At 53.9% G+C, this 20,495-nt stretch carries 25 protein-coding genes and 1 tRNA gene; 13 read left to right on the top strand and 13 right to left on the bottom strand.

The window, feature by feature from the left end; all coding sequences use genetic code 11:
* Window positions 1-51 precede the first annotated feature (51 nt).
* Window positions 52-525, bottom strand: coding sequence for an outer membrane protein assembly factor BamE (locus tag CYQ09_RS04000; RefSeq protein WP_106744126.1), 474 nt, complete (start codon window positions 523-525; stop codon window positions 52-54).
* Between the two features lie 81 nt (window positions 526-606).
* Between CYQ09_RS04000 and CYQ09_RS03995 the strand changes: the two genes are divergently transcribed.
* The 8 genes from CYQ09_RS03995 (at window position 607) to CYQ09_RS03960 (ending at window position 5,863) form a co-directional block, all read left to right on the top strand.
* Complete coding sequence (locus tag CYQ09_RS03995; RefSeq protein ID WP_239495842.1) at window positions 607-1,152, top strand: YceD family protein; 546 nt, start codon at window positions 607-609, stop codon at window positions 1,150-1,152.
* A 162-nt stretch (window positions 1,153-1,314) separates the two neighbouring features.
* Window positions 1,315-1,521, top strand: coding sequence for a 50S ribosomal protein L32 (gene rpmF, locus CYQ09_RS03990; protein ID WP_106354002.1), 207 nt, complete (start codon window positions 1,315-1,317; stop codon window positions 1,519-1,521).
* A gap of 22 nt (window positions 1,522-1,543) precedes the next feature.
* A complete protein-coding gene (gene plsX / locus CYQ09_RS03985) occupies window positions 1,544-2,665 on the top strand; it encodes a phosphate acyltransferase PlsX (RefSeq protein ID WP_106744124.1) in 1,122 nt (373 codons plus the stop codon).
* 5 nt (window positions 2,666-2,670) lie between these two features.
* Entirely contained in the window at window positions 2,671-3,642 is a 972-nt protein-coding gene (locus CYQ09_RS03980) for a beta-ketoacyl-ACP synthase III (protein WP_106744123.1), read from the top strand.
* Between the two features lie 96 nt (window positions 3,643-3,738).
* Window positions 3,739-4,041, top strand: a complete 303-nt coding sequence (gene ihfA / locus CYQ09_RS03975; protein WP_106353995.1) for an integration host factor subunit alpha — start codon at window positions 3,739-3,741, stop codon at window positions 4,039-4,041.
* 4 nt (window positions 4,042-4,045) lie between these two features.
* A complete protein-coding gene (locus CYQ09_RS03970) occupies window positions 4,046-4,579 on the top strand; it encodes a MerR family transcriptional regulator (RefSeq protein ID WP_106744122.1) in 534 nt (177 codons plus the stop codon).
* Window positions 4,580-4,638: 59 nt separating this feature from the next.
* A tRNA-Pro gene (locus tag CYQ09_RS03965) sits at window positions 4,639-4,715 on the top strand.
* Window positions 4,716-4,777: 62 nt separating this feature from the next.
* Window positions 4,778-5,863 carry a 2'-deoxycytidine 5'-triphosphate deaminase gene (locus CYQ09_RS03960; RefSeq protein ID WP_106744121.1) on the top strand — a complete coding sequence of 362 codons (1,086 nt, stop codon included), beginning with the start codon at window positions 4,778-4,780 and terminating at the stop codon, window positions 5,861-5,863.
* On the opposite strand, the gene CYQ09_RS03955 is transcribed toward CYQ09_RS03960, so the two are convergent.
* The 10 genes from CYQ09_RS03955 to CYQ09_RS03910 all read right to left on the bottom strand — a co-directional run bounded on the left by CYQ09_RS03955 (window position 5,853) and on the right by CYQ09_RS03910 (window position 16,381).
* Window positions 5,853-6,041, bottom strand: a complete 189-nt coding sequence (locus CYQ09_RS03955; protein ID WP_106744120.1) for a hypothetical protein — start codon at window positions 6,039-6,041, stop codon at window positions 5,853-5,855. The two genes, CYQ09_RS03960 and CYQ09_RS03955, sit on opposite strands and share 11 nt — an antisense overlap.
* Window positions 6,042-6,109: 68 nt before the next feature.
* The gene (locus tag CYQ09_RS03950; protein ID WP_162617562.1) at window positions 6,110-7,492 is read right to left on the bottom strand and encodes a GGDEF domain-containing protein; all 1,383 of its coding nucleotides are present in this window, start codon (window positions 7,490-7,492) and stop codon (window positions 6,110-6,112) included.
* 66 nt (window positions 7,493-7,558) lie between these two features.
* Window positions 7,559-8,203, bottom strand: a complete 645-nt coding sequence (gene scpB, locus CYQ09_RS03945; protein ID WP_106744118.1) for an SMC-Scp complex subunit ScpB — start codon at window positions 8,201-8,203, stop codon at window positions 7,559-7,561.
* Complete coding sequence (locus CYQ09_RS03940) at window positions 8,196-8,993, bottom strand: segregation and condensation protein A (RefSeq protein WP_106744117.1); 798 nt, start codon at window positions 8,991-8,993, stop codon at window positions 8,196-8,198. Before CYQ09_RS03940 ends, scpB begins: the two co-directional genes overlap by 8 nt.
* Window positions 8,994-8,999: 6 nt before the next feature.
* Complete coding sequence (locus CYQ09_RS03935; protein WP_106744116.1) at window positions 9,000-9,983, bottom strand: glycoside hydrolase family 3 N-terminal domain-containing protein; 984 nt, start codon at window positions 9,981-9,983, stop codon at window positions 9,000-9,002.
* A gap of 6 nt (window positions 9,984-9,989) precedes the next feature.
* Window positions 9,990-10,904, bottom strand: coding sequence for an SPOR domain-containing protein (locus CYQ09_RS03930; RefSeq protein ID WP_106744115.1), 915 nt, complete (start codon window positions 10,902-10,904; stop codon window positions 9,990-9,992).
* A gap of 70 nt (window positions 10,905-10,974) precedes the next feature.
* A complete protein-coding gene (argS, locus tag CYQ09_RS03925; RefSeq protein ID WP_106744114.1) occupies window positions 10,975-12,714 on the bottom strand; it encodes an arginine--tRNA ligase in 1,740 nt (579 codons plus the stop codon).
* A gap of 118 nt (window positions 12,715-12,832) precedes the next feature.
* Window positions 12,833-13,387 (bottom strand): MOSC domain-containing protein, encoded by a 555-nt coding sequence (locus CYQ09_RS03920; RefSeq protein WP_106744113.1) that lies wholly within the window; start codon window positions 13,385-13,387, stop codon window positions 12,833-12,835.
* Window positions 13,384-15,219, bottom strand: coding sequence for a cation:proton antiporter (locus CYQ09_RS03915; RefSeq protein WP_106744112.1), 1,836 nt, complete (start codon window positions 15,217-15,219; stop codon window positions 13,384-13,386). The genes CYQ09_RS03920 and CYQ09_RS03915 overlap by 4 nt, the downstream gene beginning before the upstream one ends.
* Complete coding sequence (locus CYQ09_RS03910; RefSeq protein WP_106744111.1) at window positions 15,209-16,381, bottom strand: deoxyguanosinetriphosphate triphosphohydrolase; 1,173 nt, start codon at window positions 16,379-16,381, stop codon at window positions 15,209-15,211. The genes CYQ09_RS03915 and CYQ09_RS03910 overlap by 11 nt, the downstream gene beginning before the upstream one ends.
* Before the next feature lie 73 nt (window positions 16,382-16,454).
* Here CYQ09_RS03910 and CYQ09_RS03905 point away from each other — a divergent pair, with 73 nt between their 5' ends.
* From CYQ09_RS03905 to CYQ09_RS03885, 5 genes are all read left to right on the top strand, one after another.
* Window positions 16,455-16,781, top strand: coding sequence for a HesB/IscA family protein (locus tag CYQ09_RS03905; RefSeq protein ID WP_204353897.1), 327 nt, complete (start codon window positions 16,455-16,457; stop codon window positions 16,779-16,781).
* Window positions 16,781-17,293, top strand: coding sequence for a hypothetical protein (locus CYQ09_RS03900; protein ID WP_106744110.1), 513 nt, complete (start codon window positions 16,781-16,783; stop codon window positions 17,291-17,293). The genes CYQ09_RS03905 and CYQ09_RS03900 overlap by 1 nt, the downstream gene beginning before the upstream one ends.
* Before the next feature lie 34 nt (window positions 17,294-17,327).
* Window positions 17,328-17,525: a hypothetical protein gene (locus CYQ09_RS03895; protein WP_106744109.1), complete on the top strand. Its 198-nt coding sequence runs from the start codon at window positions 17,328-17,330 to the stop codon at window positions 17,523-17,525.
* Between the two features lie 54 nt (window positions 17,526-17,579).
* Window positions 17,580-18,380, top strand: a complete 801-nt coding sequence (gene xth / locus CYQ09_RS03890) for an exodeoxyribonuclease III (RefSeq protein ID WP_106744108.1) — start codon at window positions 17,580-17,582, stop codon at window positions 18,378-18,380.
* A 64-nt stretch (window positions 18,381-18,444) separates the two neighbouring features.
* Entirely contained in the window at window positions 18,445-18,771 is a 327-nt protein-coding gene (locus CYQ09_RS03885; protein WP_106744107.1) for a hypothetical protein, read from the top strand.
* Here the strand turns inward: CYQ09_RS03885 and CYQ09_RS03880 are convergent.
* Entirely contained in the window at window positions 18,768-19,916 is a 1,149-nt protein-coding gene (locus CYQ09_RS03880; protein ID WP_106744106.1) for an FAD-dependent monooxygenase, read from the bottom strand. The two genes, CYQ09_RS03885 and CYQ09_RS03880, sit on opposite strands and share 4 nt — an antisense overlap.
* Window position 19,917: 1 nt before the next feature.
* Complete coding sequence (dksA, locus tag CYQ09_RS03875) at window positions 19,918-20,340, bottom strand: RNA polymerase-binding protein DksA (RefSeq protein ID WP_106744572.1); 423 nt, start codon at window positions 20,338-20,340, stop codon at window positions 19,918-19,920.
* Window positions 20,341-20,495 lie beyond the last annotated feature (155 nt).

Genomic DNA, 20,495 nt, shown 5'->3' with positions numbered 1-20,495 from the left:
CTGCGAGATAGGCAGAGGTCGTTTAAAGATCAAGAGGATGGCTTTAGGGGGCTATTCGTCACCCAAAAATGCGCCCGCATCTACGCGGCCAAGCGCCCCAAGCAACTGTCCAATGACTGAAACGTCATTAATGCCGTCTTCGGTCACGCGGCGATCAAGCGCGACAACTTTGCCGTCTTGCAAAGTATAGCGCGCAACATCGCGGGTGACATTATTGCTATCAAAACGGATCGCAACCACCTGTCGGTCCACTTCTTTGGGCGCAAAAGCACCGTAGTGAACAAATTGACTCGAGGCATAATAGACTGCGTTAGTGGTCAGCGCACCTTCTGACATCGGCGGGCCAAAGCGCGCGATAACCTCATCTTTGGTGGTCTGCCCGATCGCCACCTCTGTTAGGGCTTCGTTCGACGGCGCGAAACCGTGGAATTTGTCAATCTTGGTGCACGCCGAAGTGCCAGCCAAAAACAGTGCGACCCCTACAATACGTGTCGCGATTTTGATTTTACCGGTAGTCCTGCTCATGACAGCCCTCTTGCTTTGGCGCCTTATGCCTTTTATCCCCACTATATCACACCCCGCCACTGTTCAAGAATGGAAGCACCTTTGGCCCAATTGCCTACATCACACCTACGTTTGGCAGACCTGACCACGCGCCGCGCAACCCAGTTTGATCTGACCCCTAACGCTGCTGAACGCAAAGCGATTGCCGAAGCGTTGGGAATCATAGGGATCAAAAAGCTTCGTTTTGAAGGCGCTCTCACGCCAATGGGCAGGTCAGACTGGTCGCTAACCGCCAAAATTGGCGCGACAGTTGTACAAGAATGCGTCGTGACGTTGGCGCCGGTCAGCACACGCGTCGATGAAGAAGTCACACGTCGCTACATGGCTGATCTGCCCGAAATAGACGCCGCCGAAGTCGAAATGCCAGAGGATGATACCATCGACCCACTGCCCGAGTCGGTTGATGTGGCGCAGGTCATGATTGAGGCCCTATCGCTTGCGTTACCAACCTATCCACGCAGTGAAGACGCCGATTTGGATCAAACTGTATTTACCGAACCTGGTGCAAAACCGATGACAGATGAAGATGCAAAACCATTTGCTGGCTTGGGGGCATTAAAAGAAGCACTTGAAAACAAGGACAAATAGTCGTCTAAGCTGCCACTAGGAAAAAAGGTTGCGCTAATACAAAATCGCAGTATGTTCGCGACCTCTTTTATATCTCTCTCGACAGGGCTGCCAGTTTGGCGTAGGACCCGCCGAGAACGCACGAAAACAGGGCCACCGGCCCACTTATCATAGGGTTGAGACATGGCTGTCCAGCAGAATAAAGTATCCAAATCCCGCCGTAATAATCGGCGCTCGCACGACTCATTGGTCGCGGCAAACCCAAACGAATGTGACAACTGTGGTGAGCTGAAGCGCCCACACCACGTTTGCCCATCTTGCAACCACTACGCGACACGCGAAGTGATTGCAGACACAACAGAAATCGATCTGGACGAAGACGCGGCATAAGCTGCGTCGTAGGCACATTGATATGGCACAGAGCCTGACGGACACTAATCCTGTGATGGCTTCTGACGCATCTCATGTGCTGTCGGTTGACGCCATGGGTGGCGATAAAGGGCCTGCAACTGTCGTTGCGGGCCTTTCAAAGTTTCTCAACAAAAACCCTGACGCGCGCGCCATGTTACATGGGCCACAAGGCACACTCGACGCCCTCGTGCAAAAGCACAAAATTGCGGATCGTGTGACGGTCTGTGCGGCAGATGATGTTGTGAATATGACCGATAAGCCAAGCCAGGCGCTGCGCCATGGCAAGGCAACGTCAATGTGGTCCGCAATTGAAGCCGTACGTGACCACAAGGCCGCCGTCTGTATCAGTTGTGGGAACACAGGCGCTTTGATGGCAATGTCCATGTTACGCCTACGCAAAGCAGAAGGTGTGAACCGCCCTGCTATTGCGTGCCTGTGGCCATCCCGAAACCCTGCTGGCTTTAACGTTATGTTAGATGCAGGTGCAGATATTCGGGCGGATCAGGACGATCTACTAACTTACGCTCTGATGGGCGCGTCCTATGCACGCAACGGACTTGATATTGCGCGCCCGCGTGTTGGGCTGCTTAATGTTGGCACCGAAGAACACAAAGGCCGCGCTGAGCTGAAAGTCGCGCATGAGATCATCGGCGAAGCGGCTGACGCTGGCGAATATGAATACATCGGATTTATCGAAGGTGGCGACCTGCCATCAGACAAAGTCGACGTTATCGTAACCGATGGGTTCACCGGAAACGTCGCCCTTAAAACAGGCGAAGGCACCGCAACGCTGATCTCAGAATTGCTGCGCGAAAGCCTCATGAAAACGCCTTTGTCCATATTAGGCGCGTTATTTGCACGTGGATCGTTAAAGCGGCTGCGCAAACGCATTGACCCCCGCCGCGTCAATGGAGGCGTGTTTTTAGGGCTGAACCAAACGGTCATCAAAAGCCACGGATCAGCCGATGCAACAGGCGTCGCCGCGGCACTTCACTTGGCCTACCAGCTCGCACAAAGCGGTTTCTCAGACAAGCTGGCCGCTCGGGTTGCATCTGCGGCATCACTTGCCCAAGATACCCCCCAAGAAGCTGGCTCTGACAAACCAGGCACTAAAACAGGCTAATATCCATGACACGTCGCGCAGTCGTTAAGGGAATCGGGCATTATCTGCCGGAACGTATTGTCCCAAACTCTGAATTTGAAAAGACGCTAGATACGTCTGACGAGTGGATCAAAACCCGTTCTGGTATTGAACGCAGGCACTTTGCTGCCGAAGGCCAAAACACGTCACAAATGGCAACCAGCGCCGCGAATGCCGCCCTTGCGATGGCGAAAATGGATGCCGAAGACCTTGACGCTATCATTGTAGCAACATCAACGGCGGATATGACATTCCCATCAGCCGCAACAATGGTGCAAAGCGCGATTGGTAATACGTCAGGTTACGCCTTTGACGTTCAGGCCGTTTGCGCAGGGTTTATCTATGCGCTGAGTAACGCAAATGCGCTGATTGCCTCCGGCCAAGCCGACCGCGTCTTGGTCATCGGCGCAGAAACATTTAGCCGGATTATGGATTGGACTGACCGTTCAACCTGTGTGCTCTTTGGTGACGGTGCAGGTGCGCTCATCCTCCAGGCAGAAACAGGCGACGGAACAAACAAAGATCGCGGCGTGTTATCTGTCGATCTGAATTCAGACGGTCGTTACAAAGATTTGCTTTACGTCGACGGTGGCGTATCCACACAAAACACTGGTGTCGTACGCATGGAAGGTCCGGAACTATTCCGACATGCGGTGGAAAAGCTCGCCCAAACCGCCGATACCGCGCTTGATAAAGTGGGTCTGACATCTGATGACGTTGATTGGGTTGTACCCCATCAGGCAAACATTCGTATCATTCAAGCAACGGCCCGTAAGCTTGGCGTTGGGATGGATCGGGTGATTGTCACGGTCCAAGATCACGGTAACACGTCTGCGGCATCGATTCCCTTGGCGCTCTCTGTTGGGGTGTCAAACGGCCAAATTAAGCCCGGCGACCTTGTCGTAACAGAGGCAATCGGCGGCGGATTGGCTTGGGGATCGGTCGTATTGCGCTGGTAGCTTACAAATATGGGATTAAGCCCCATTGCCAAGCCCTTGTTATTGACTCTGAAATTAACGCACGCTTATGCTCAATAAATATTTAGGGGAAGCGTAATGGTAGACAAAACACTAACTCGTATGGACCTTGCTGATGCTGTGCATTCACAGGTTGGACTTTCACGTAATGACAGCGCTGATCTTGTTGAAAGCGTTTTGACTCATGTGTCGGATTCGCTCGTTTCAGGCGAAACCGTGAAAATTTCTTCATTCGGTACATTTTCCGTGCGCGAAAAAGCTGCACGCGTCGGCCGTAACCCAAAAACGGGCGAGGAAGTTCCCATTCACCCGCGCCGCGTTTTGACGTTCCGTCCATCGCACCTGATGAAAGACCGGGTCGCAGCGGGAAACAAGTCTTAACGTTATGGCCAAAGCCAAAGACGCCTTTCGTACGATCAGCGAAGTCGCTGATTGGCTTGATACCCCGACACATGTGCTACGTTTCTGGGAGAGTAAATTCTCTCAGATCAAGCCCGTAAAAGGGGCTGGTAGCCGGAGATATTACCGCCCATCCGACATGGAGTTGCTGGGGGGGATCAAGCAGTTATTGCACGAAGATGGGATGACCATCAAAGGTGCTCAGAAATTGCTGCGTGAAAAGGGTGTTAAGCACGTCGCGACGCTTGGTAAAACGCTTGTTCAAGCACCGGTTTCCATTCCAGAATCGCCCCCGACTCCCGGGGTCGTACAACATGCCTTACCGTTGACTACCACTACGTCACCAGCTCAGAATCTCACAATTGACATTCCACCGCTGGCCGAAGAACCACCCTTGCTTAATGCGCGGTTGGTGGGTGCACGACTTGTCGATCCAGCTACGCTGCAAGATCGTGCAGCACAAATTGTGCCGCTTCTCGCGCGTCTTGAACAGCTGCGCGATCAGATGCACAAACAGTAGTCATGTCGTCGCTTTTCGGGCTTGCCCCCACAAACATTTCGGGTATGAAAGCGCCTAGTCGGGCTATAGCGCAGCCTGGTAGCGCGTCCGTCTGGGGGACGGAAGGTCGCAGGTTCGAGTCCTGCTAGCCCGACCAATCATAACCGCCCGCTTGCGTCTTGGCGCAGCGGGCGTTTTGTTATCCTTCTGGGGGCTCAGATGAAAACACCCGGCGTTCTTGCTGATCATCAAATCCGCGCGTTAATCGCGACCGACAATATTGGTGCTACGGCCCCTATTACGGAAATGCAAATTCAACCAGCGTCACTGGACCTGCGGCTTGGCACCACAGCCTACCGCGTACGCGCTTCATTCTTGGCTGGTCATAAACGGAGCGTGAAAGATCGCCTTGCTGACTTCCAAATGCATGAGATCGACCTGACCGGTGGTGCTGTCCTCGAGAAAGGGTGCGTCTATGTTGTGCCATTGATGGAAAACCTATCCTTACCCCAAGGGATGACAGCCGCAGCAAGCGCGAAATCCTCTATTGGCCGCCTCGATTTACTCACCCGGATTATTACCGATCGTGGCGTCGAATTTGATCGTGTTACTGATGGTTACACTGGCCCACTTTACGTCGAAATTTGCCCACGTTCGTTTTCGGTGGTCGCCCAACCCGGACAAATGCTGAACCAAATTATCTTTCGCCAAGGCAAAACACTGATGTCCGACGACGATCTGCGCCGACTACATGCGCAAACGCCCATCGTGTCAGGTGATCCCGTAATTTCTGATGGTTTGGGTTTTTCTGTAGATCTTAAGCCCGCGCACAGTAACCTTGTCGGGTATCGCGCAAAGCCACACACTGGCGTCGTCGATTTGTCAAAACTTGACCACTATGATCCCGCTGACTTTTGGGAACCGGTGTATACAGACGACGGCTGGATCATCTTGGATCCCGGCGCTTTCTATATCCTTGTGAGCCGCGAATCGATTGTAATACCTCCGATGCAGGCCGCCGAAATGGCCCCATATTTGGCGATGGTCGGCGAATTCCGCGTCCATTACGCTGGCTTCTTTGATCCCGGCTTTGGCTATGCCGACGCGGGAGGAGAAGGATCACGCGGTGTTCTTGAGGTCAGATGCCACGAGGCACCGTTTGTGTTGGAACATGGACAGGTTGTCGGTCGGCTGGTGTACGAACATATGGCTGCTATGCCCGATGCCTTATACGGTCGCGAAATTAAGTCAAATTATCAGGGCCAAGGTCTAAAGCTATCTAAGCACTTTAAATCTAACGCATAAATCGGCGCATAATCCGCATACCTTTGCGTGCTTTTTGCATGCTTTGGTTTGCAGTTTGGGCAGATTTACGTTCGTCGGCGCTCATGTTTTCGGTGCGTTTTCCACGGTTCGCAGCCATCTTGATGCCGCCGTTCACAAGCATCCGCATTCCCATATTGATCAAGCGATTTATATTCATTTTTCAAAACCCACAGAGAACTAAGATTATAATATAGCTCTCTTTGATCGAAATTCAAAGTCGTGCAGTCATGCTGCGACAATTCCTTGGTCGTCGTTCTCATAAAACTGCACTTGGTCACGCCCTCCGTCCTTTGCACGGTAAAGTGCAAGATCAGCACGTTTTAGCGCGGCTGCGACACCTGTGTCCGTTTCCAGTAAGACGCTAACACCAAATGACGCTGTTACTCCGCACGGAAATGGTCGACCGTCAGGCGCGTGCATCTCAGCAATCGCCTCTCTAATCCGCTGACACACGGCCGTCGCCCCCGCGATTTGCGCCCCATCCACCAAAATAAGAAATTCTTCACCGCCCCACCGCCCCAACGCATCATCACTGCGAATGAACGGGCGAATTTGTTGACAGAGTGACACAAGAACTTTGTCACCCACGTCATGTCCATAGCTGTCATTTATTTTCTTAAAGTAGTCAATATCCAGTAAAATCACCCCTGCGCTACGTTGTTCGGTCACAAACCGGCGCCACAAAAAATTTAGATGTGATTGCGTGCCTTCGCGATTGAGCACACCTGTTAGCGCATCATGATGCGCAACATGCGCCATGTGCCGTTCAAGCATACGCCGCTGGCTATCGCCTTTTTCTTGCATACGACCAGAGTAAAGAACAATGGCCGTCATCGCACAGATGATCAGGCTTAGGACAGCCGCCTCGACCGGAAACACCCGCACTGGCGCATCCGCAATACGGTAAATCACCAATCCGCCAAACCAAGGCAAAAAGCAGCTCGCACCAAACAAGAAACGCGTGCGCGCGCCAATAGCATCACCGATCAAAAATAGCCGCATCACGGGGTGATGTGCATAAATCGTGAGGACCGCAAAACACGCAGGGATCAGCGCGACAAGCGTCGACAAAGCAAGGTGCGTTTCAAGAAAATACACATTGAAACTATGCTCCATAAAACTGAACAAAAGAGAAAACACAGCAAAGGCGGCAAAGACGCCCCCTAACCCATTATTTTTTCCGGCCAACAACATTGAGAGAACAAGCGCCCCGAGCAAAAGCGTGGTGTCTGTGCCCATTCTGCTATCCGCCACCGCTGACCAGTTGGAAAACAGGGCATGCAATTGATCCGGTAGAAACAGGTTGCACCCAAGTATCACGCCCCCCGACCCAAGCAGCAGAAACCGCCAAAGCGGGCGCCTTCGACCAAGACGGAACATTAGGATGTCAAAAGACAGCAACATAATCATAAGCGCAGTGAGCGGGTGGGTTCCCAAGGTTGCGCCAACGCTGCCCAGTGACAGCCGTATGTTAAATAAGTTGAGGAGCAACCCGCTAACCCCTGCTGCCATAGACACCGCGGCGAGCGGAATACGCAGCATATGCGCCTGCCGCACGAACGCAAAGCGCGCGCGGCTTCTAAGATGTGTTGAATTTGTTCTGTTCACGCGATTCACCTTCGTTCCACGCAAACAAGTATTCACCACATTGATGAACCAACATTTAAAGACGGCTCAAAAGAGTTCGGTTTGATCTTCTTCGTTACTATCTGGATCAACGTCATCAGTATCCATAAGCCCCACACTGCCTGGCGGCGGGCGGTTTTCAAGCAAGCCAGCGGCGCGCAGGTCTTTTAACCCCGGCAGATCCCGTGCAGTTTCCAAACCGAAATGATCAAGAAACATTGGCGTTACAACAAATGTAACGGGCCGCCCCGGTGTCATTCGCCTACGCCCAAATCTGATCCATTCCATTTCAATCAGCTGGTCAATTGTCCCACGGCTGACACCAACACCGCGAATTTCTTCGATTTCGGCACGGGTGACGGGTTGGTGATAGGCAACAATCGCCAGCGTTTCGATTGCAGCACGCGACAGTTTGCGTGTCTCAACGGTTTCCTTTTGCATGAGAAACCCAAGGTCCGGCGCGGTCCGAATTGCCCAAGCATTGTCGATCTTCACCAGATTGACACCGCGGCCCTCGTAACGTTTTCGCAGATGCGCAATCGCAGCGGCCGGGTCACAGCCATGTGGCATCCGCCCGATCAATTCCTGCACCGTCACAGGATCCGCCGTTGCAAACATGATCGCCTCTACCATGCGTTCTTGTTCGCCCATTGGCGGCGCCTCAAACAGGCTGTCGTTCTCGGGCTTACTCATCACGTGGGGCCTTTTTACGAATTTGAATCGGGGCAAAGGTTTCACCTTGCCGAATTTCGATCTTGCCCTCTTTGGCAAGCTCAAGGCTGGCGGCAAATGTCGCAGCAGTGGTTGAACGGCGACGCTGCGGATCGGCATCCCAGCCATCGGGCAAGTAGCTAGATATTTCAGTCCAATTGCCCGCAAAGCCAATGAGATGACGCATACGTTCTAACGCTTGCTCCATCGTCATAACATGCTGACGATCCATCACAAACGGCCGGAAATCATCGCGTGTCCGGATACGCGCATAGCCCTGCATCAGATCCAAGAGGGTCGCGGTATAGCTAACGCGCCGCACGCGTTGGACGTCTTCTGTGATCCCACGCGCAAAGAAATCGCGGCCCAGCTGGTCACGCGCCATCAGCTTGGCGGCAGATTCCCGCATGGCCTGTAACCGCTCGAGCTGGAACGCGAGGTGCGCAGCAAGCTCTTCACCTGACGGCCCCTCTTCTTTGGGGTCAGGTGGCAACAGCAGGCGCGATTTTAGAAACGCAAGCCAAGCCGCCATCACCAAATAATCGGCAGCCAATTCCAACCGCAACTGCTTGGCCTTTTCAACAAAGGCCAAATACTGTCGCGCCAGTGCAAGAATGGAAATCTGTCTTAGGTCGACTTTTTGGGTGCGTGACAGCGTCAGCAGCAAATCAAGCGGGCCTTCGAACGCGCCAACGTCCACGATCAACGCCTCAGCGGCGACCCGTTCGCTAACGCTCAGCTTATCGTCTTGAAGGTCTAAATCTTGCTGCATCTCTACTCACGCTAAAAGCGCTTCAAGTTCGGCCTCCAGCGCCGCGATGTCAACAATTTCGGGAGGATTGCGTAACGATAGCGCGAAATCCGCGCGTTTTTGCGCAGCCTTCGTCATATCGCCAGCGGCTGCGGCCACCAACTGCATCTCGGCCGCGTCGCCATTGCAGTGCAAAACAACGTCGCAGCCAGCCGCAATCGACGCTGTCGCGCGGTCCGCAACGGTTCCCGATAATGCCTCCATCGACAAATCATCTGTCATCAAAAGCCCATCGAACCCAATGTCGTTCCGAATGACCTTGATCATCGCAGGTGACGTGGTTGCCGGGCCGGTGGGGTCAATCGCCGTAAAGACAAGATGCGCGCTCATCCCCATGGGTAGGTCATTCAGCGCTTTGAATGGCGCAAAGTCTTTGACGTTCAGCTCATCGCGTGTCGCGGTGACCGTCGGCAGATTAAGATGGCTATCCACCGCCGCCCGCCCGTGCCCCGGAATGTGTTTCAGAACGGGCAAAACGCCACCATGAATATGCGCATCAGCACAAACGCGTGCGGCAGCCACGACAGTTTCAAGGTCACGCCCATACAGGCGATTTTGCAGAAACGGATGCGTGCTGTCTTCGGCAATGTCAGCCAAGGGTGCGCAGTTCACGTCGATCCCAACACGATGTAGATCATCTGCAATCAGCCGATTCCGTATCCAGTGGGCACGCAGCGGATCACTTGCGCGCTCCATCTGATCCAGCGCTGGTAAGAATTCACGCCAATGCGGGCTACGCATCCGTTGAACCCGACCGCCTTCTTGATCGATCAGGATCGGTGCCTCGCGCCCTACGGCATCACGCAGATCACATGTCAAACGACGCAACTGTTCGGGATTTTCGATGTTTCGCGCGAATAGAATAAAGCCAAGCGGCTGAACATCTCGGAAAAAGTCGCGTTCAAAGTCGGTGATTTCGGGCCCCTCTGGCCCAAAAATCGAAGCATTCATGACCACTTAGTTAACCACGACTGCGATGCAGTCAGCGCCTTCAGCTTCTAAGGCGGCACAAAAACGGCGCGCTTCGGCACGATCGGCGAACCCACTTGCGCGAAGACGGTACCACGTGCCACTTGATTGATCGCTTACTTGGATGACCCGTTCTTTGCCGTCGATCAACGTGTCAAAACGGCCTTCGATCAACGCCCATTGGGTCGCGGCCAACTCTGGCGACGGGAATGCACCCAACTGCACAAGGTTGGTACCTGCAACAAAGCTTGTCGTGCTGACAGCAACTTCGTTTGAGTTCGTCGCCACAGGTGTAGCCACTACTGGCGTAGAAACGCGTAGACTTGCTGGGCGAATGATCGGACGCAAAGAACGTGAAACGCCGGGAACAGACGCAGAAATTGTATCCGCTGACGTCGTGTCAGTGTCGACAATCGGGTCAGCACCAGCCGCAATTTGATCGGCCAGTGCCAGAATTTCATCAACTTCCATCGTCGCCAAATCAGGCACGTCAGCGCTCGCTAAGGTGGTGGATGGATCAGCAGCCGCAGCAGTTGCACGCATTTCACCGGATTCAGCAACGGGCTGCGCATCAAGGTCTTCTTGGGCCAAGCCCGATGTCGTTGGCGCCAGAACCAGACGGTCTTCTGGCCCGCCTACACCGCCCAATGCAGCGACTTCGTTCACTGACAGGCCGGTATGCGAAGCAACTGCACCACCCGGATTGTCAGGCAGCACGCGCATCTCGCCTTCCATGGCGCGCACAACGGGGATCCCGCTGACGTCGCGCATAATCAGCTTATAGCCCCAAAAGCTAACCCCAATGATCAGCGCAAGGGACAGGCCAGCGCCTGCAAAATTCATGATGTTATTGGTGCGCGATACGTCACCCGATGGGGCGAACCCCTCGTTATAAACTGCCATCTCTGCCTCACTGCCCGCGCCTTTTTGGCTTATGGGTCCGTTAAATCAGGTCAATCCGGCAGCCTGTGCGTTAGCGCATCTCTTCCGCCGGAGTGACCCCAAGAATACCCAATCCGTGCGAAATAACAATCGCTACGGACCTGATAAGGGCGATTTTCGCCTGTGTTGTGTCTGCGTCACTCTCTTGTACAAAACGTAGTGCGGTTTCGTCGTTGCCACGGTGGTACAGGGCATGGAAATCAGACGCCAAGTCGTACAGGTAAAACGCGATGCGGTGCGGCTCATGTCCTTTGGCTGCGATTTCTACCAAACGCGGCCATTCAGCAAGCTTCTTGATCACGTTCAATTCCGCATCGTGGGTCAGCCCGGACAGATCCACCCCTGCCAATGTCGCATCGTCGACCTTTGCAAATGCGCTTGCCTTGTTCACGGCTGAATTCACCCGCGCATATGCATAGTTTACATAAAACACGGGGTTATCTTTGGATTGCTCAAGCACTTTGTCGAAGTCGAAATCAAGCGGCGCGTCGTTTTTCCGCGTCAGCATGTGGAACCGGGTCACGTCAGGGCCAACTTGATCAACAACGTCGCGCAGGGTCACAAAGGTCCCTGCCCGTTTTGACATTTTGAATGGCTCGCCGTTTTTATACAGCTTCACCAGCTGGGTCAGCTTGATATCAAGCGGCACCTTACCGTCGGAAAGCGCTGAAACTGCGGCCTTCATCCGTTTGACGTAACCACCGTGATCGGCGCCAAAGACGTCGATCAACTGATCAAAGCCGCGCTGCACCTTGTCATAGTGGTAGGCAATATCAGGCGCAAAGTAGGTCCATGAACCATCAGATTTTTGCACAGGCCGGTCCACGTCATCGCCATGCTCGGTCGATTTGAACAGCGTCTGTTCGCGTGGCTCCCAATCTTCGGGCATTTTGCCTTTTGGCGGCTCAAGCACACCACGATAAATCAGCCCCTTCGCGTCCAACTCGGCAATCGCCTTTTCAATCAGACCAGTACCATAAAGCGATTTTTCGGAAAAGAAGCTATCCATCGTGACGTTCAGCTGGGCCAGATCTTCGCGGATCAGCTTCATCATTTCTTCGGTCGCGAATTCGCGGATTTCTTCAAGCCAGAACTGTTCACCTTTGTCGATGAACTTGTCGCCAACATTGGCTTTCAGCGCCTCACCTACCGGGATCAGGTAATCACCCGGGTATGTGCCTTCGGGGAACTCAACGTCCTGACCATGGGCCTGAAGATACCGCAAGTAGACTGACCGCGCGAGAACATCGACCTGCGCCCCGCCATCGTTGACATAGTATTCTTTGGTCACGTCATAGCCTGCGTAATCCAGCAACCGCGCCAGCGCGTCACCAAATACAGCGCCCCGTGTGTGACCAACATGCAGTGGGCCGGTTGGGTTGGCAGATACGTATTCCACCATCATCTTTTGGCCCTGCCCCAATGACGATTGACCAAATCCTAGATCAGTCAGAGCAGTCTTAACAACACCCTGCCAGACGCTTGGGTCCAAGCGCATGTTCAAGAAACCCGGCCCTGCGACCTCGGCCACTGTGATCATCGGATCAGTCAGCAATTTCGCAGCTAATGCCTCTGCGATTGCGCGCGGGTTCATCTTTGCTGGCTTTGCCAAAACCATCGCCGCGTTGGTTGCCATGTCACCATGTGCCGGATCGCGAGGAGGCTCCACCGCGACAGCAGCAGTAGACAGACCTTCGGGCAATGTGCCCTCGGTGACCATCTGATCAAGGCAAGAAATCACACGGGTACGGATATCAGCAAACAGGTTCATAGCGGTCCTTTGGTCCCATTTGGGACGGAAACAGAGTTTCTGCGGGTTTAACATCGTAACCAGCAGCGTCAATGCAAGCAAAACCTGTCACGGGCTGGCTTGCATATATAATTGTGGCCTATGCCTTTAGAAGTCGGTCACCGACATGAATGACACCATCCTGCACGATCGAACATAGAATACCACGCAAACGATACGGGCGGTTTGCGCGTCGATTGATCCATCGGACGCTCTCAGCGCCGTAATTGTTGCGCCATTTCACGCAGCCGGTATTGAACTGGATACTTACCTCAATCACGGCAGTGCCAACGTTTAGGCGCGTCCCCACGGGCAGGTTTTCCATGCCAAGGTCCATATCGACAACCAGTGGATCGCCGGGATGACGGTCTTTGTTTTCTTGATCCCGCCAACATAAATCCATGACCCGCTTTGACAATACAGACACCTGAATTTTCGGGTCGGGTGATCCATCGGGCAACCGAAGCCACGGTGAAGTCTTCCAACGATCACCAATGATGCCGTTTTCAACCGTTAGCTCTAGGCTGTCCGGGAATGCGCGCGCCCCAACATCAGGACGCAGGCATAGTTCATTTATGATGGCACCATCTTTTGGCGCATCAAGCACATGCCCAAGCGCGGCCTCACATTCGGCCAGTGTTACTTGCGCGGTCATGTGTCTGCTGGCGGTTGTTCGCCCTCTTCGTCACCGGGTGGCCGCAGGGCAATAATACGCACGTCTGGTGCGCCTTTGACCTCCTCGTCCTTGCGGATCAAACGGATCGCACCGTTTGGACCTATACGCGCGAACAGGTGCGCATCGGGACGTTTTGTCCGCCAATCTTCAAGCGTGTATTCCTCGGTTAGGCGTGTAATCCGGAACGTCCAACCGTCCGCAATCATACGATTTAAACCGGAGTGGGTTTCCTCTGCACCGAATTTACGACCACCTAAGGTACGGGGCAATTGATGGCGCGCGCTATCGTTTTTAGTGCGCATCACTTGGAACACGGAATCGCGACCAAATTCAGGCGCAAGGTCGGTCGCGACCAGCGTGTTGTAGGCATCATTGTCCGTCGCTGCGACCAATGTTGCATAGCTGATCAACTCTAGCCGCTGTTCGGCCGCTTCGGACAGAATATCTCCAGAAAAAGTCGGAATACCCGCTGCCCGTGCACCACGCAGATTACCAAAATTGGGATCAGTCATGAGCACTGGCACGTCGGCCTTTTTCAAAGCCTCTGCAAACGCGGTTGTCCATGTTGATCCACCAATCACGACCACACCGGGCACATCTGCCCCTGTTAGCCCAAGCCAACGCGCAAACGGCGCGAGGGTAAAACCATGTAACACAACGGTAAACGCAACCAGAACAAAGGCCAGTGGCGCGATGAGTGTCGCATCTTCGAACCCAAGACCAATCAGTCGGTCGCCAAACAGCCCCGCCACCGCAACAAGTACAACACCGCGAGGCCCCGTTAAGGCAACGAGAATTTGCTCTTTGTATGGAACGCCAGAACCTAGCAAGGATAAGAAGACAGTCAGCGGACGTGCAATAAGAACAACGGCCAAAACAAACGTGAATGCCCGTATATCCAACTGCCGCAACGCGCCGAAATCAAGGCTGGCAGCAAGCAGGATAAACACGCCCGAAACCAACAAAACAGTCGCATGTTCTTTAAAGCGGCGTAGCTCTTCATAGCTAGGAAGGTTCGCGTTCGCGATCACGATCCCCATTATGGTTACCGCCAAAAGCCCACTTTCATGAAGCACGTGATCTGACACGCCAAAGATTGCCAGCAACAGCGCAAACAACACTGGTACCTTCATATATTCAGGCACCCAACCGCGCTTGAACGCCCGCGCAAGCCCATAACCAGCTGCGACACCCAGAATCGTCGCAAAGCCGATCCCGATCACTAAATCCATCACAGCAGCTTGCACCGTCGTGGCAGTGTTTAAGACCAAGACGACTTCGTACGCGAAAACAGCCGCCAACGCACCGATTGGGTCGTTGATGATCGCTTCCCACTGCAAAAGTGCAGCAGGGCGTTTGGAAAGTCGCGCGGTGCGCAGCAAAGGTGCGATTACCGTGGGTCCAGTCACAATCATGATACCGCCAAAGACAGCAGCGCTTTCCCATGACAGCCCCGCCCCGTAACGCAACGCCAACGTCGATGTCAGCCATCCCAATGGGGCACCAACAAACACCAATCGCCGCACGCCTTTGGCAGCGTCACTTAGCGAATGAAAGTTCAGTGTCAAACCGCCCTCAAACAGGATGATCGCAACAGCAATCGAGATAATCGGCCCCATCAAGGGTCCAATATCACGCGCTGGGTCAAACACCCCGGCCACTGGACCGACCAGAACGCCCGCGACCAACATCAACACAATGGCTGGCATGCGCAACCGCCACGCAAGCCACTGTGACCCGACGCCAAGTGCGCCCACCAGCGCGAACGCCATTACTGGCGCCATTGCGCCTGCTTCAACTTCAATTGCCATCAATGACCCCCGCCGGAATGACTTCACCGCCGATTAACCGTTTATGTTCTTGGATCGCGAACCGATCCGTCATGCCTGCAATATAGTCAGCAACGATGCGTGCCAACGTAATTTGATCAGGTGCATCCGCCACATCCTTGCGCCATTGCTTTGGCAACTCGTCCGAATTTTCCATAAAGAATGGAAACAGGTCGTTGATCATTTGTGTCACAACCACGCGCATTTCCACGACTGCCGGCGCACGATACATACGATCAAACAGGAATTTTCGTATGACTTTTAAGTCCGTCCAGAGTTCTGGCGAAAACTGAACCATCATGCGTCCCGCATGGCGAATGTCATGCACTGTCGCCGGATTTAGATCCGACAAATTACGTTGCGTGACCGTGATTACATCTTCGACCAACACCCCAAAGAACCGACGCAACGCTTCGTGGCGGCGGCGGTAATAGTTCAGTCCGGGGTATTTTGCGTCAACCCGAGCAAAGCAATCAGACAAGATCGGTAGCTCTGCAAGATCATCTGTGCTGAAAAGTTCTGCACGAAGACCGTCGTGTAAGTCATGATTATTATAGGCAATATCATCAGCCAATGCCGCAACCTGTGCCTCTGCGCTTGCGTGCGTATGCAATTCAAGATCATGCCGCGCGTTGTACGCAGCCAATGCATAAGGAATGTCGCCCGTTACCGGGCCATTGTGTTTGGCGATACCTTCCAGCGTCTCCCACGTCAGGTTCAAGCCATCCCATTCAGCATAGTGCCGTTCAAGATCGGTCACGATCCGCAAGGCCTGCGCATTGTGATCAAAACCACCGTAGGGCTGCATCAATTCATCAAGCGCCTCTTCCCCGGTGTGACCAAAGGGCGTGTGACCCAGATCGTGGGCCAGCGCGACAGCTTCGGTGAGTTCCACGTTCAAACCAAGCGTGCCAGCAATCGTACGGGCAACCTGCGCAACCTCGATCGAATGTGTCAGACGGGTGCGGAAATAATCGCCTTCATGCTCAATAAACACTTGCGTCTTGTGTTTTAACCGCCGAAACGCCGACGCGTGGATAATCCGGTCGCGATCCCGTTGAAAAGGTGAACGAAAATAGCTTTCTTCTTCGGGGTAAAGTCGCCCGCGCGCATTTTCCGGGTCGGTCGCATATGACGCTGTCATGATATTTGCCTGCCTTGTCCGTCTTGCCTGTGATCCCTATATTGCAATTGAACACAAACGAATAGGTCGCAAAATGCTGACGATTCCCCCCAAAGTGACCCCACGCGCCTTTGAAAGGCTTGCAGAAATCGGGGCTGCGTCCCAAGGAAAGGCGCTACGCATCGCTGTTGAAGGCGGCGGATGCTCGGGCTTTCAGTATGAAATCGACTTGGACGAACCAAAAGAAGATGATTTGGTTCTGTCTGACAACGGCGAAACCGTCGTGATCGACGCGGTGTCCCTGCCCTTTTTAGCTGACGCCGTCATTGATTTTTCTGAAGAGCTGATCGGCGCACGCTTTGTTATCGAAAACCCGAATGCTGCGTCGTCTTGTGGCTGCGGCACTTCGTTTTCGATGTAATGCAAAACAATCCAAGGCTGGCGCGGCTGATCTTGGATCAGGTGCAACGCGACGAACGAGATGATGATTGGAGCGGTCGCGAGATCGAGATCGCAGATCTGTTGGATCAGGCGGTCACGACTGGCCAATCACGCATTGATCTGCGCAACAGGCTGGTTACTGGCACACGCGCCACGAATTCGATGATCTACCGCGACTTGGCCGAGGCAATTTCCGAATCTTTGACCGATCAAATCCGAGATTTGGATAGCGACATCGCCAAGCTCGAAAATGACCTAATCCCAAGTCGGCTTGTCATGGGGACAATTATCGGACTTATCTTGGGTGCATTTGGGGCCGTGGTCTATGGATCTGCCGATATTCTGACCGCTGCCAGTATTACAATCGCGATGGTCACCGCTTTTTTCGGGGTTCAAGCCTACCGCAGGCGCGCATTCGTAATTATATCTGAATTGAAAGGTCGCCGAACCAATTATGACGCTTTTCGCAATCTTTTGCGCAGCGACCCATAATATGTTAAGCGTCTTGTGACAGAGGAGTCTCACAATGCTCGACCAACTGATGAAGATAACCCCAACAGAGATCGCCTTGGCGATTTTCGCTGTTGCGATGCTTGTGCAGCTTGCTGTTTTTCGTGCGCATGTGAATAACGCAGAAACCAAAGGGAAAACTGTACGTTTTCCGGGGCTGATGACGTCGCTTGCCCGCATCCCGGTACGCACTGACGACAAACCCAAAAGCTAAACGCTTGTGCATTGCCGCCTACTGCGGCAAAACTGCCCCAAACGAGGGGCAGCCATGAAAATTGCGACATTCAACATCAACGGCGTGAAAGCACGCATCAACGCGTTGACTGACTGGTTGGACGATGCCAACCCCGATGTCGCGATCCTGCAAGAGATCAAATCGGTTGACGAAAACTTCCCGCGCGAAATCCTAGAAGACAAAGGGTACAACGTCGAAACCCATGGTCAAAAGGGTTTTAACGGCGTCGCGATCCTGTCCAAGCTCCCGCTAGAAGACGTGACACGCGGCCTGCCGGGCGCCGCTGGCGCTGGACGTGAAGGTGTCGATGACGAAGAAGCCCGCTATATAGAAGCAACCGTCGTGGGCGATGTCGCAATCCGCATTTGCGGGCTTTACCTGCCAAACGGAAACCCCGCCCCCGGCCCGAAATACGACTACAAATTGCGCTGGATGGATCGGTTATATAATCGCGCCCAAGAGTTGATGGCAGCAGAAACCCCTGCCCTGATGGCAGGCGACTACAACATCATCCCCCAAGCCGAAGACGCCGCACGTCCAGATGTGTGGCGCGATGACGCATTGTTCCGCCCAGAAAGCCGCGCGGCATTCCGCAAGATCGTGAACCTTGGCTTTACCGAAGCTTTCCGCGCGCGCGAATCTGGTGCAGGCCATTATTCGTTCTGGGATTACCAAGCTGGCGCTTGGGAAAAGAACAACGGCATCCGCATCGACCACTTTTTGCTGACGCCACAATGTGCCGATTTGCTGAACAATTGTTGGATCGAATCCGAGGTGCGCGGCAAGGAAAAGCCATCAGATCACGTGCCCGTATGGGTTGACCTAGCCGCTTAAGCGGCTAAACACACAAAAAACAATAATCGAGCAGATTTGGTTAGCTGTAAGGAGCGCGTTTAAAATGCTCGGAAAAACTTTGTTTATGGCCGCGTTTACGGCCTGCATGACTCCATCAATTTCATATGCACAGTGCCGTATTGCGGTCGCTGGGACCAATTGCGTGTCCGTTCCAAAGTCTACTGCTCCACGCCCTAGCCCTGTTGAAGTCGGAAGCTACTTAGAACGTGGGGAACATTCGGTACTGATGAACGCGCGCTACTACGGCCTGCCGCCTGTCAGTGATGGCTGGGTCTATATGCGCGTCGAAAATGATGTATTCCGCGTTGATTTTGGCAGCTTCGAAGTGCTTGAGCGCGTCACCTACATGACCAACAATCACTGGCGCTAAGCCGTCACATCTAAATCATAAAGCCAGTTCATCCGGTTGAGGAACGCGTTTGGCGCGACCTTTCCCATCGTGCGCAGCCCAGCGTGGGCAACAAAGCGTTGGACGCCGCCAAGGTGGTAGTTTCGCGCATTCGCGTTCGCGCCTTTGACAGCTTTGACCACACGATCGCGCCGCGCTGCTTGATAGGCTTGCAACCCTTGTGCCAGATCGGTGTGTTCATCACAACAATGCGCAAGCACATAGGCGTCTTCGATGGCAAGGTTGGCACCCTGCGCAAGGAATGGCAGCGTCGGGTGCGCTGCATCACCAAGTATTGCCACTGATCCCGCATGCCAGCGTTGGGCAACCGGATGCCGGAACAGCCCCCACAGGTTCACCTTTTCAACATCGCTCAGAATGGATTTCAGGCTCCAGTGGCAGTCTGCAAAAACTTGGCGCAGATTGCCCGGGTCATCTTGGTGATGCCAGCCTTCTTCAGCCCACTGACTGCGTTGCTGAACTGCGACGATGTTCAGCCGCCCACCAGACAACGGATAAGTCACCATATGCCGGCCCGGCGCCATCCAGATCCGTGCCACCGGATCAGCATCTTCGACCTTAACCAATGCGCGCCATGCTACCTGACCTGTAAAGAAAGGCTCTGCCGGCTTGTTGATCAAACCACGTATGTTCGACCGTACACCATCAGCCCCAATCGTCAGGTCTGGCGTTACACGAATACCATCGACATCAAACGATCCATCGGGCCGTACATCCGTGATCCGCGCGTTAAGCTGCACGGTCACGCCATTTGCGGCGCACCCCCGTGCAAGTAGATCAATTAGCGCCGCGCGGTGAAAGAAACGGTATGGAGGAGATTGAGAAGTCAGATCAAAGCGCGCAATTTCACGCCCGGACAAAGCATCCGTCGGTATCACAGCCTTGGCTTTGACCCCGCTCATATCGAGCGCGGCCTCCAGACCCAGCGCATAAAGCGCCCGCATTCCATTAGGGGTAATTTGCAGCCCTGCGCCAACCTCGGTCAGTTCGGGCGCTTGTTCGTAAGCGGTTACCGCCGCGCCTTGTCGTGCGAACGCCAAGGCTGCTGTAAGGCCACCGATGCCGCCACCGATGATGGCGACATTGCGTTGTGCTTTATGTTGCACCTTAGTCGTCGCGATGCACCTTCTCGCGACGCTCGTGACGTTCTTGTGCTTCAAGGCTCATTGTGGCGATTGGACGTGCATCCAAGCGCTTAAGCGAAATCGGCTCGCCTGTCATTTCGCAGTAACCGTATTCACCTTCGTCGATGCGGCGCAGCGCTGCGTCAATTTTGGTGACCAGTTTGCGCTGACGGTCGCGTGTGCGTAGCTCTAGCGAACGGTCAGTTTCTTCGGATGCGCGGTCTGCAACATCGGGAATATTGCGAGTCTGATCTTTCATGCCTGCGACAGTGTCGCGGGTGTCTTCAAGAAGCTCAGATTTCCAGTTTAAAAGCTTGCGGCGGAAGTATTCCGTTTGGCGTTCGTTCATGAACGGTTCATTATCGGCTGGAATATAGTCTTCTGGCAGAAACGTTTCGGCTTTCATCGTCATACCCTATCAATTCTCCGGCGTGGCAGAGGATTGGGGCCGTAATTGCGTTCCCTCTGCCCTATTTTAAGCGGGGTTTACTCTCTTGGGGGCTCACTGTCACCCCCTGAAATTATCCTTTGGCGGTATGTTGATGATCGCTGGCGACCTGC

This window comes from Yoonia maritima (assembly GCF_002933395.1).
Classification (GTDB): domain Bacteria; phylum Pseudomonadota; class Alphaproteobacteria; order Rhodobacterales; family Rhodobacteraceae; genus Yoonia; species Yoonia maritima_A.
Note: the sequence above shows the minus strand (reverse complement) of the source record. Positions and strands in the feature narration are given on the sequence as shown.

Coding starts and splice junctions, on each gene's coding strand:
- scpB (WP_106744118.1), bottom strand. CDS start 8,203: ATGAGTAAGCCCGAGAACGACAGCCTGTTTGAGGCGCCGCCAATGGGC.
- CYQ09_RS03930 (WP_106744115.1), bottom strand. CDS start 10,904: ATGGCAGTTTATAACGAGGGGTTCGCCCCATCGGGTGACGTATCGCGC.
- CYQ09_RS03895 (WP_106744109.1), top strand. CDS start 17,328: ATGCTCGACCAACTGATGAAGATAACCCCAACAGAGATCGCCTTGGCG.
- CYQ09_RS03915 (WP_106744112.1), bottom strand. CDS start 15,219: ATGGCAATTGAAGTTGAAGCAGGCGCAATGGCGCCAGTAATGGCGTTC.
- CYQ09_RS03970 (WP_106744122.1), top strand. CDS start 4,046: ATGGCCAAAGCCAAAGACGCCTTTCGTACGATCAGCGAAGTCGCTGAT.
- argS (WP_106744114.1), bottom strand. CDS start 12,714: ATGAACCTGTTTGCTGATATCCGTACCCGTGTGATTTCTTGCCTTGAT.
- CYQ09_RS03905 (WP_204353897.1), top strand. CDS start 16,455: ATGCTGACGATTCCCCCCAAAGTGACCCCACGCGCCTTTGAAAGGCTT.
- CYQ09_RS03920 (WP_106744113.1), bottom strand. CDS start 13,387: ATGACCGCGCAAGTAACACTGGCCGAATGTGAGGCCGCGCTTGGGCAT.
- CYQ09_RS03955 (WP_106744120.1), bottom strand. CDS start 6,041: ATGAATATAAATCGCTTGATCAATATGGGAATGCGGATGCTTGTGAAC.
- ihfA (WP_106353995.1), top strand. CDS start 3,739: ATGGTAGACAAAACACTAACTCGTATGGACCTTGCTGATGCTGTGCAT.
- rpmF (WP_106354002.1), top strand. CDS start 1,315: ATGGCTGTCCAGCAGAATAAAGTATCCAAATCCCGCCGTAATAATCGG.
- CYQ09_RS03900 (WP_106744110.1), top strand. CDS start 16,781: ATGCAAAACAATCCAAGGCTGGCGCGGCTGATCTTGGATCAGGTGCAA.
- dksA (WP_106744572.1), bottom strand. CDS start 20,340: ATGAAAGCCGAAACGTTTCTGCCAGAAGACTATATTCCAGCCGATAAT.
- CYQ09_RS03885 (WP_106744107.1), top strand. CDS start 18,445: ATGCTCGGAAAAACTTTGTTTATGGCCGCGTTTACGGCCTGCATGACT.
- plsX (WP_106744124.1), top strand. CDS start 1,544: ATGGCACAGAGCCTGACGGACACTAATCCTGTGATGGCTTCTGACGCA.
- CYQ09_RS03940 (WP_106744117.1), bottom strand. CDS start 8,993: ATGCAGCAAGATTTAGACCTTCAAGACGATAAGCTGAGCGTTAGCGAA.
- CYQ09_RS03980 (WP_106744123.1), top strand. CDS start 2,671: ATGACACGTCGCGCAGTCGTTAAGGGAATCGGGCATTATCTGCCGGAA.
- CYQ09_RS04000 (WP_106744126.1), bottom strand. CDS start 525: ATGAGCAGGACTACCGGTAAAATCAAAATCGCGACACGTATTGTAGGG.
- CYQ09_RS03935 (WP_106744116.1), bottom strand. CDS start 9,983: ATGAATGCTTCGATTTTTGGGCCAGAGGGGCCCGAAATCACCGACTTT.
- xth (WP_106744108.1), top strand. CDS start 17,580: ATGAAAATTGCGACATTCAACATCAACGGCGTGAAAGCACGCATCAAC.
- CYQ09_RS03960 (WP_106744121.1), top strand. CDS start 4,778: ATGAAAACACCCGGCGTTCTTGCTGATCATCAAATCCGCGCGTTAATC.
- CYQ09_RS03910 (WP_106744111.1), bottom strand. CDS start 16,381: ATGACAGCGTCATATGCGACCGACCCGGAAAATGCGCGCGGGCGACTT.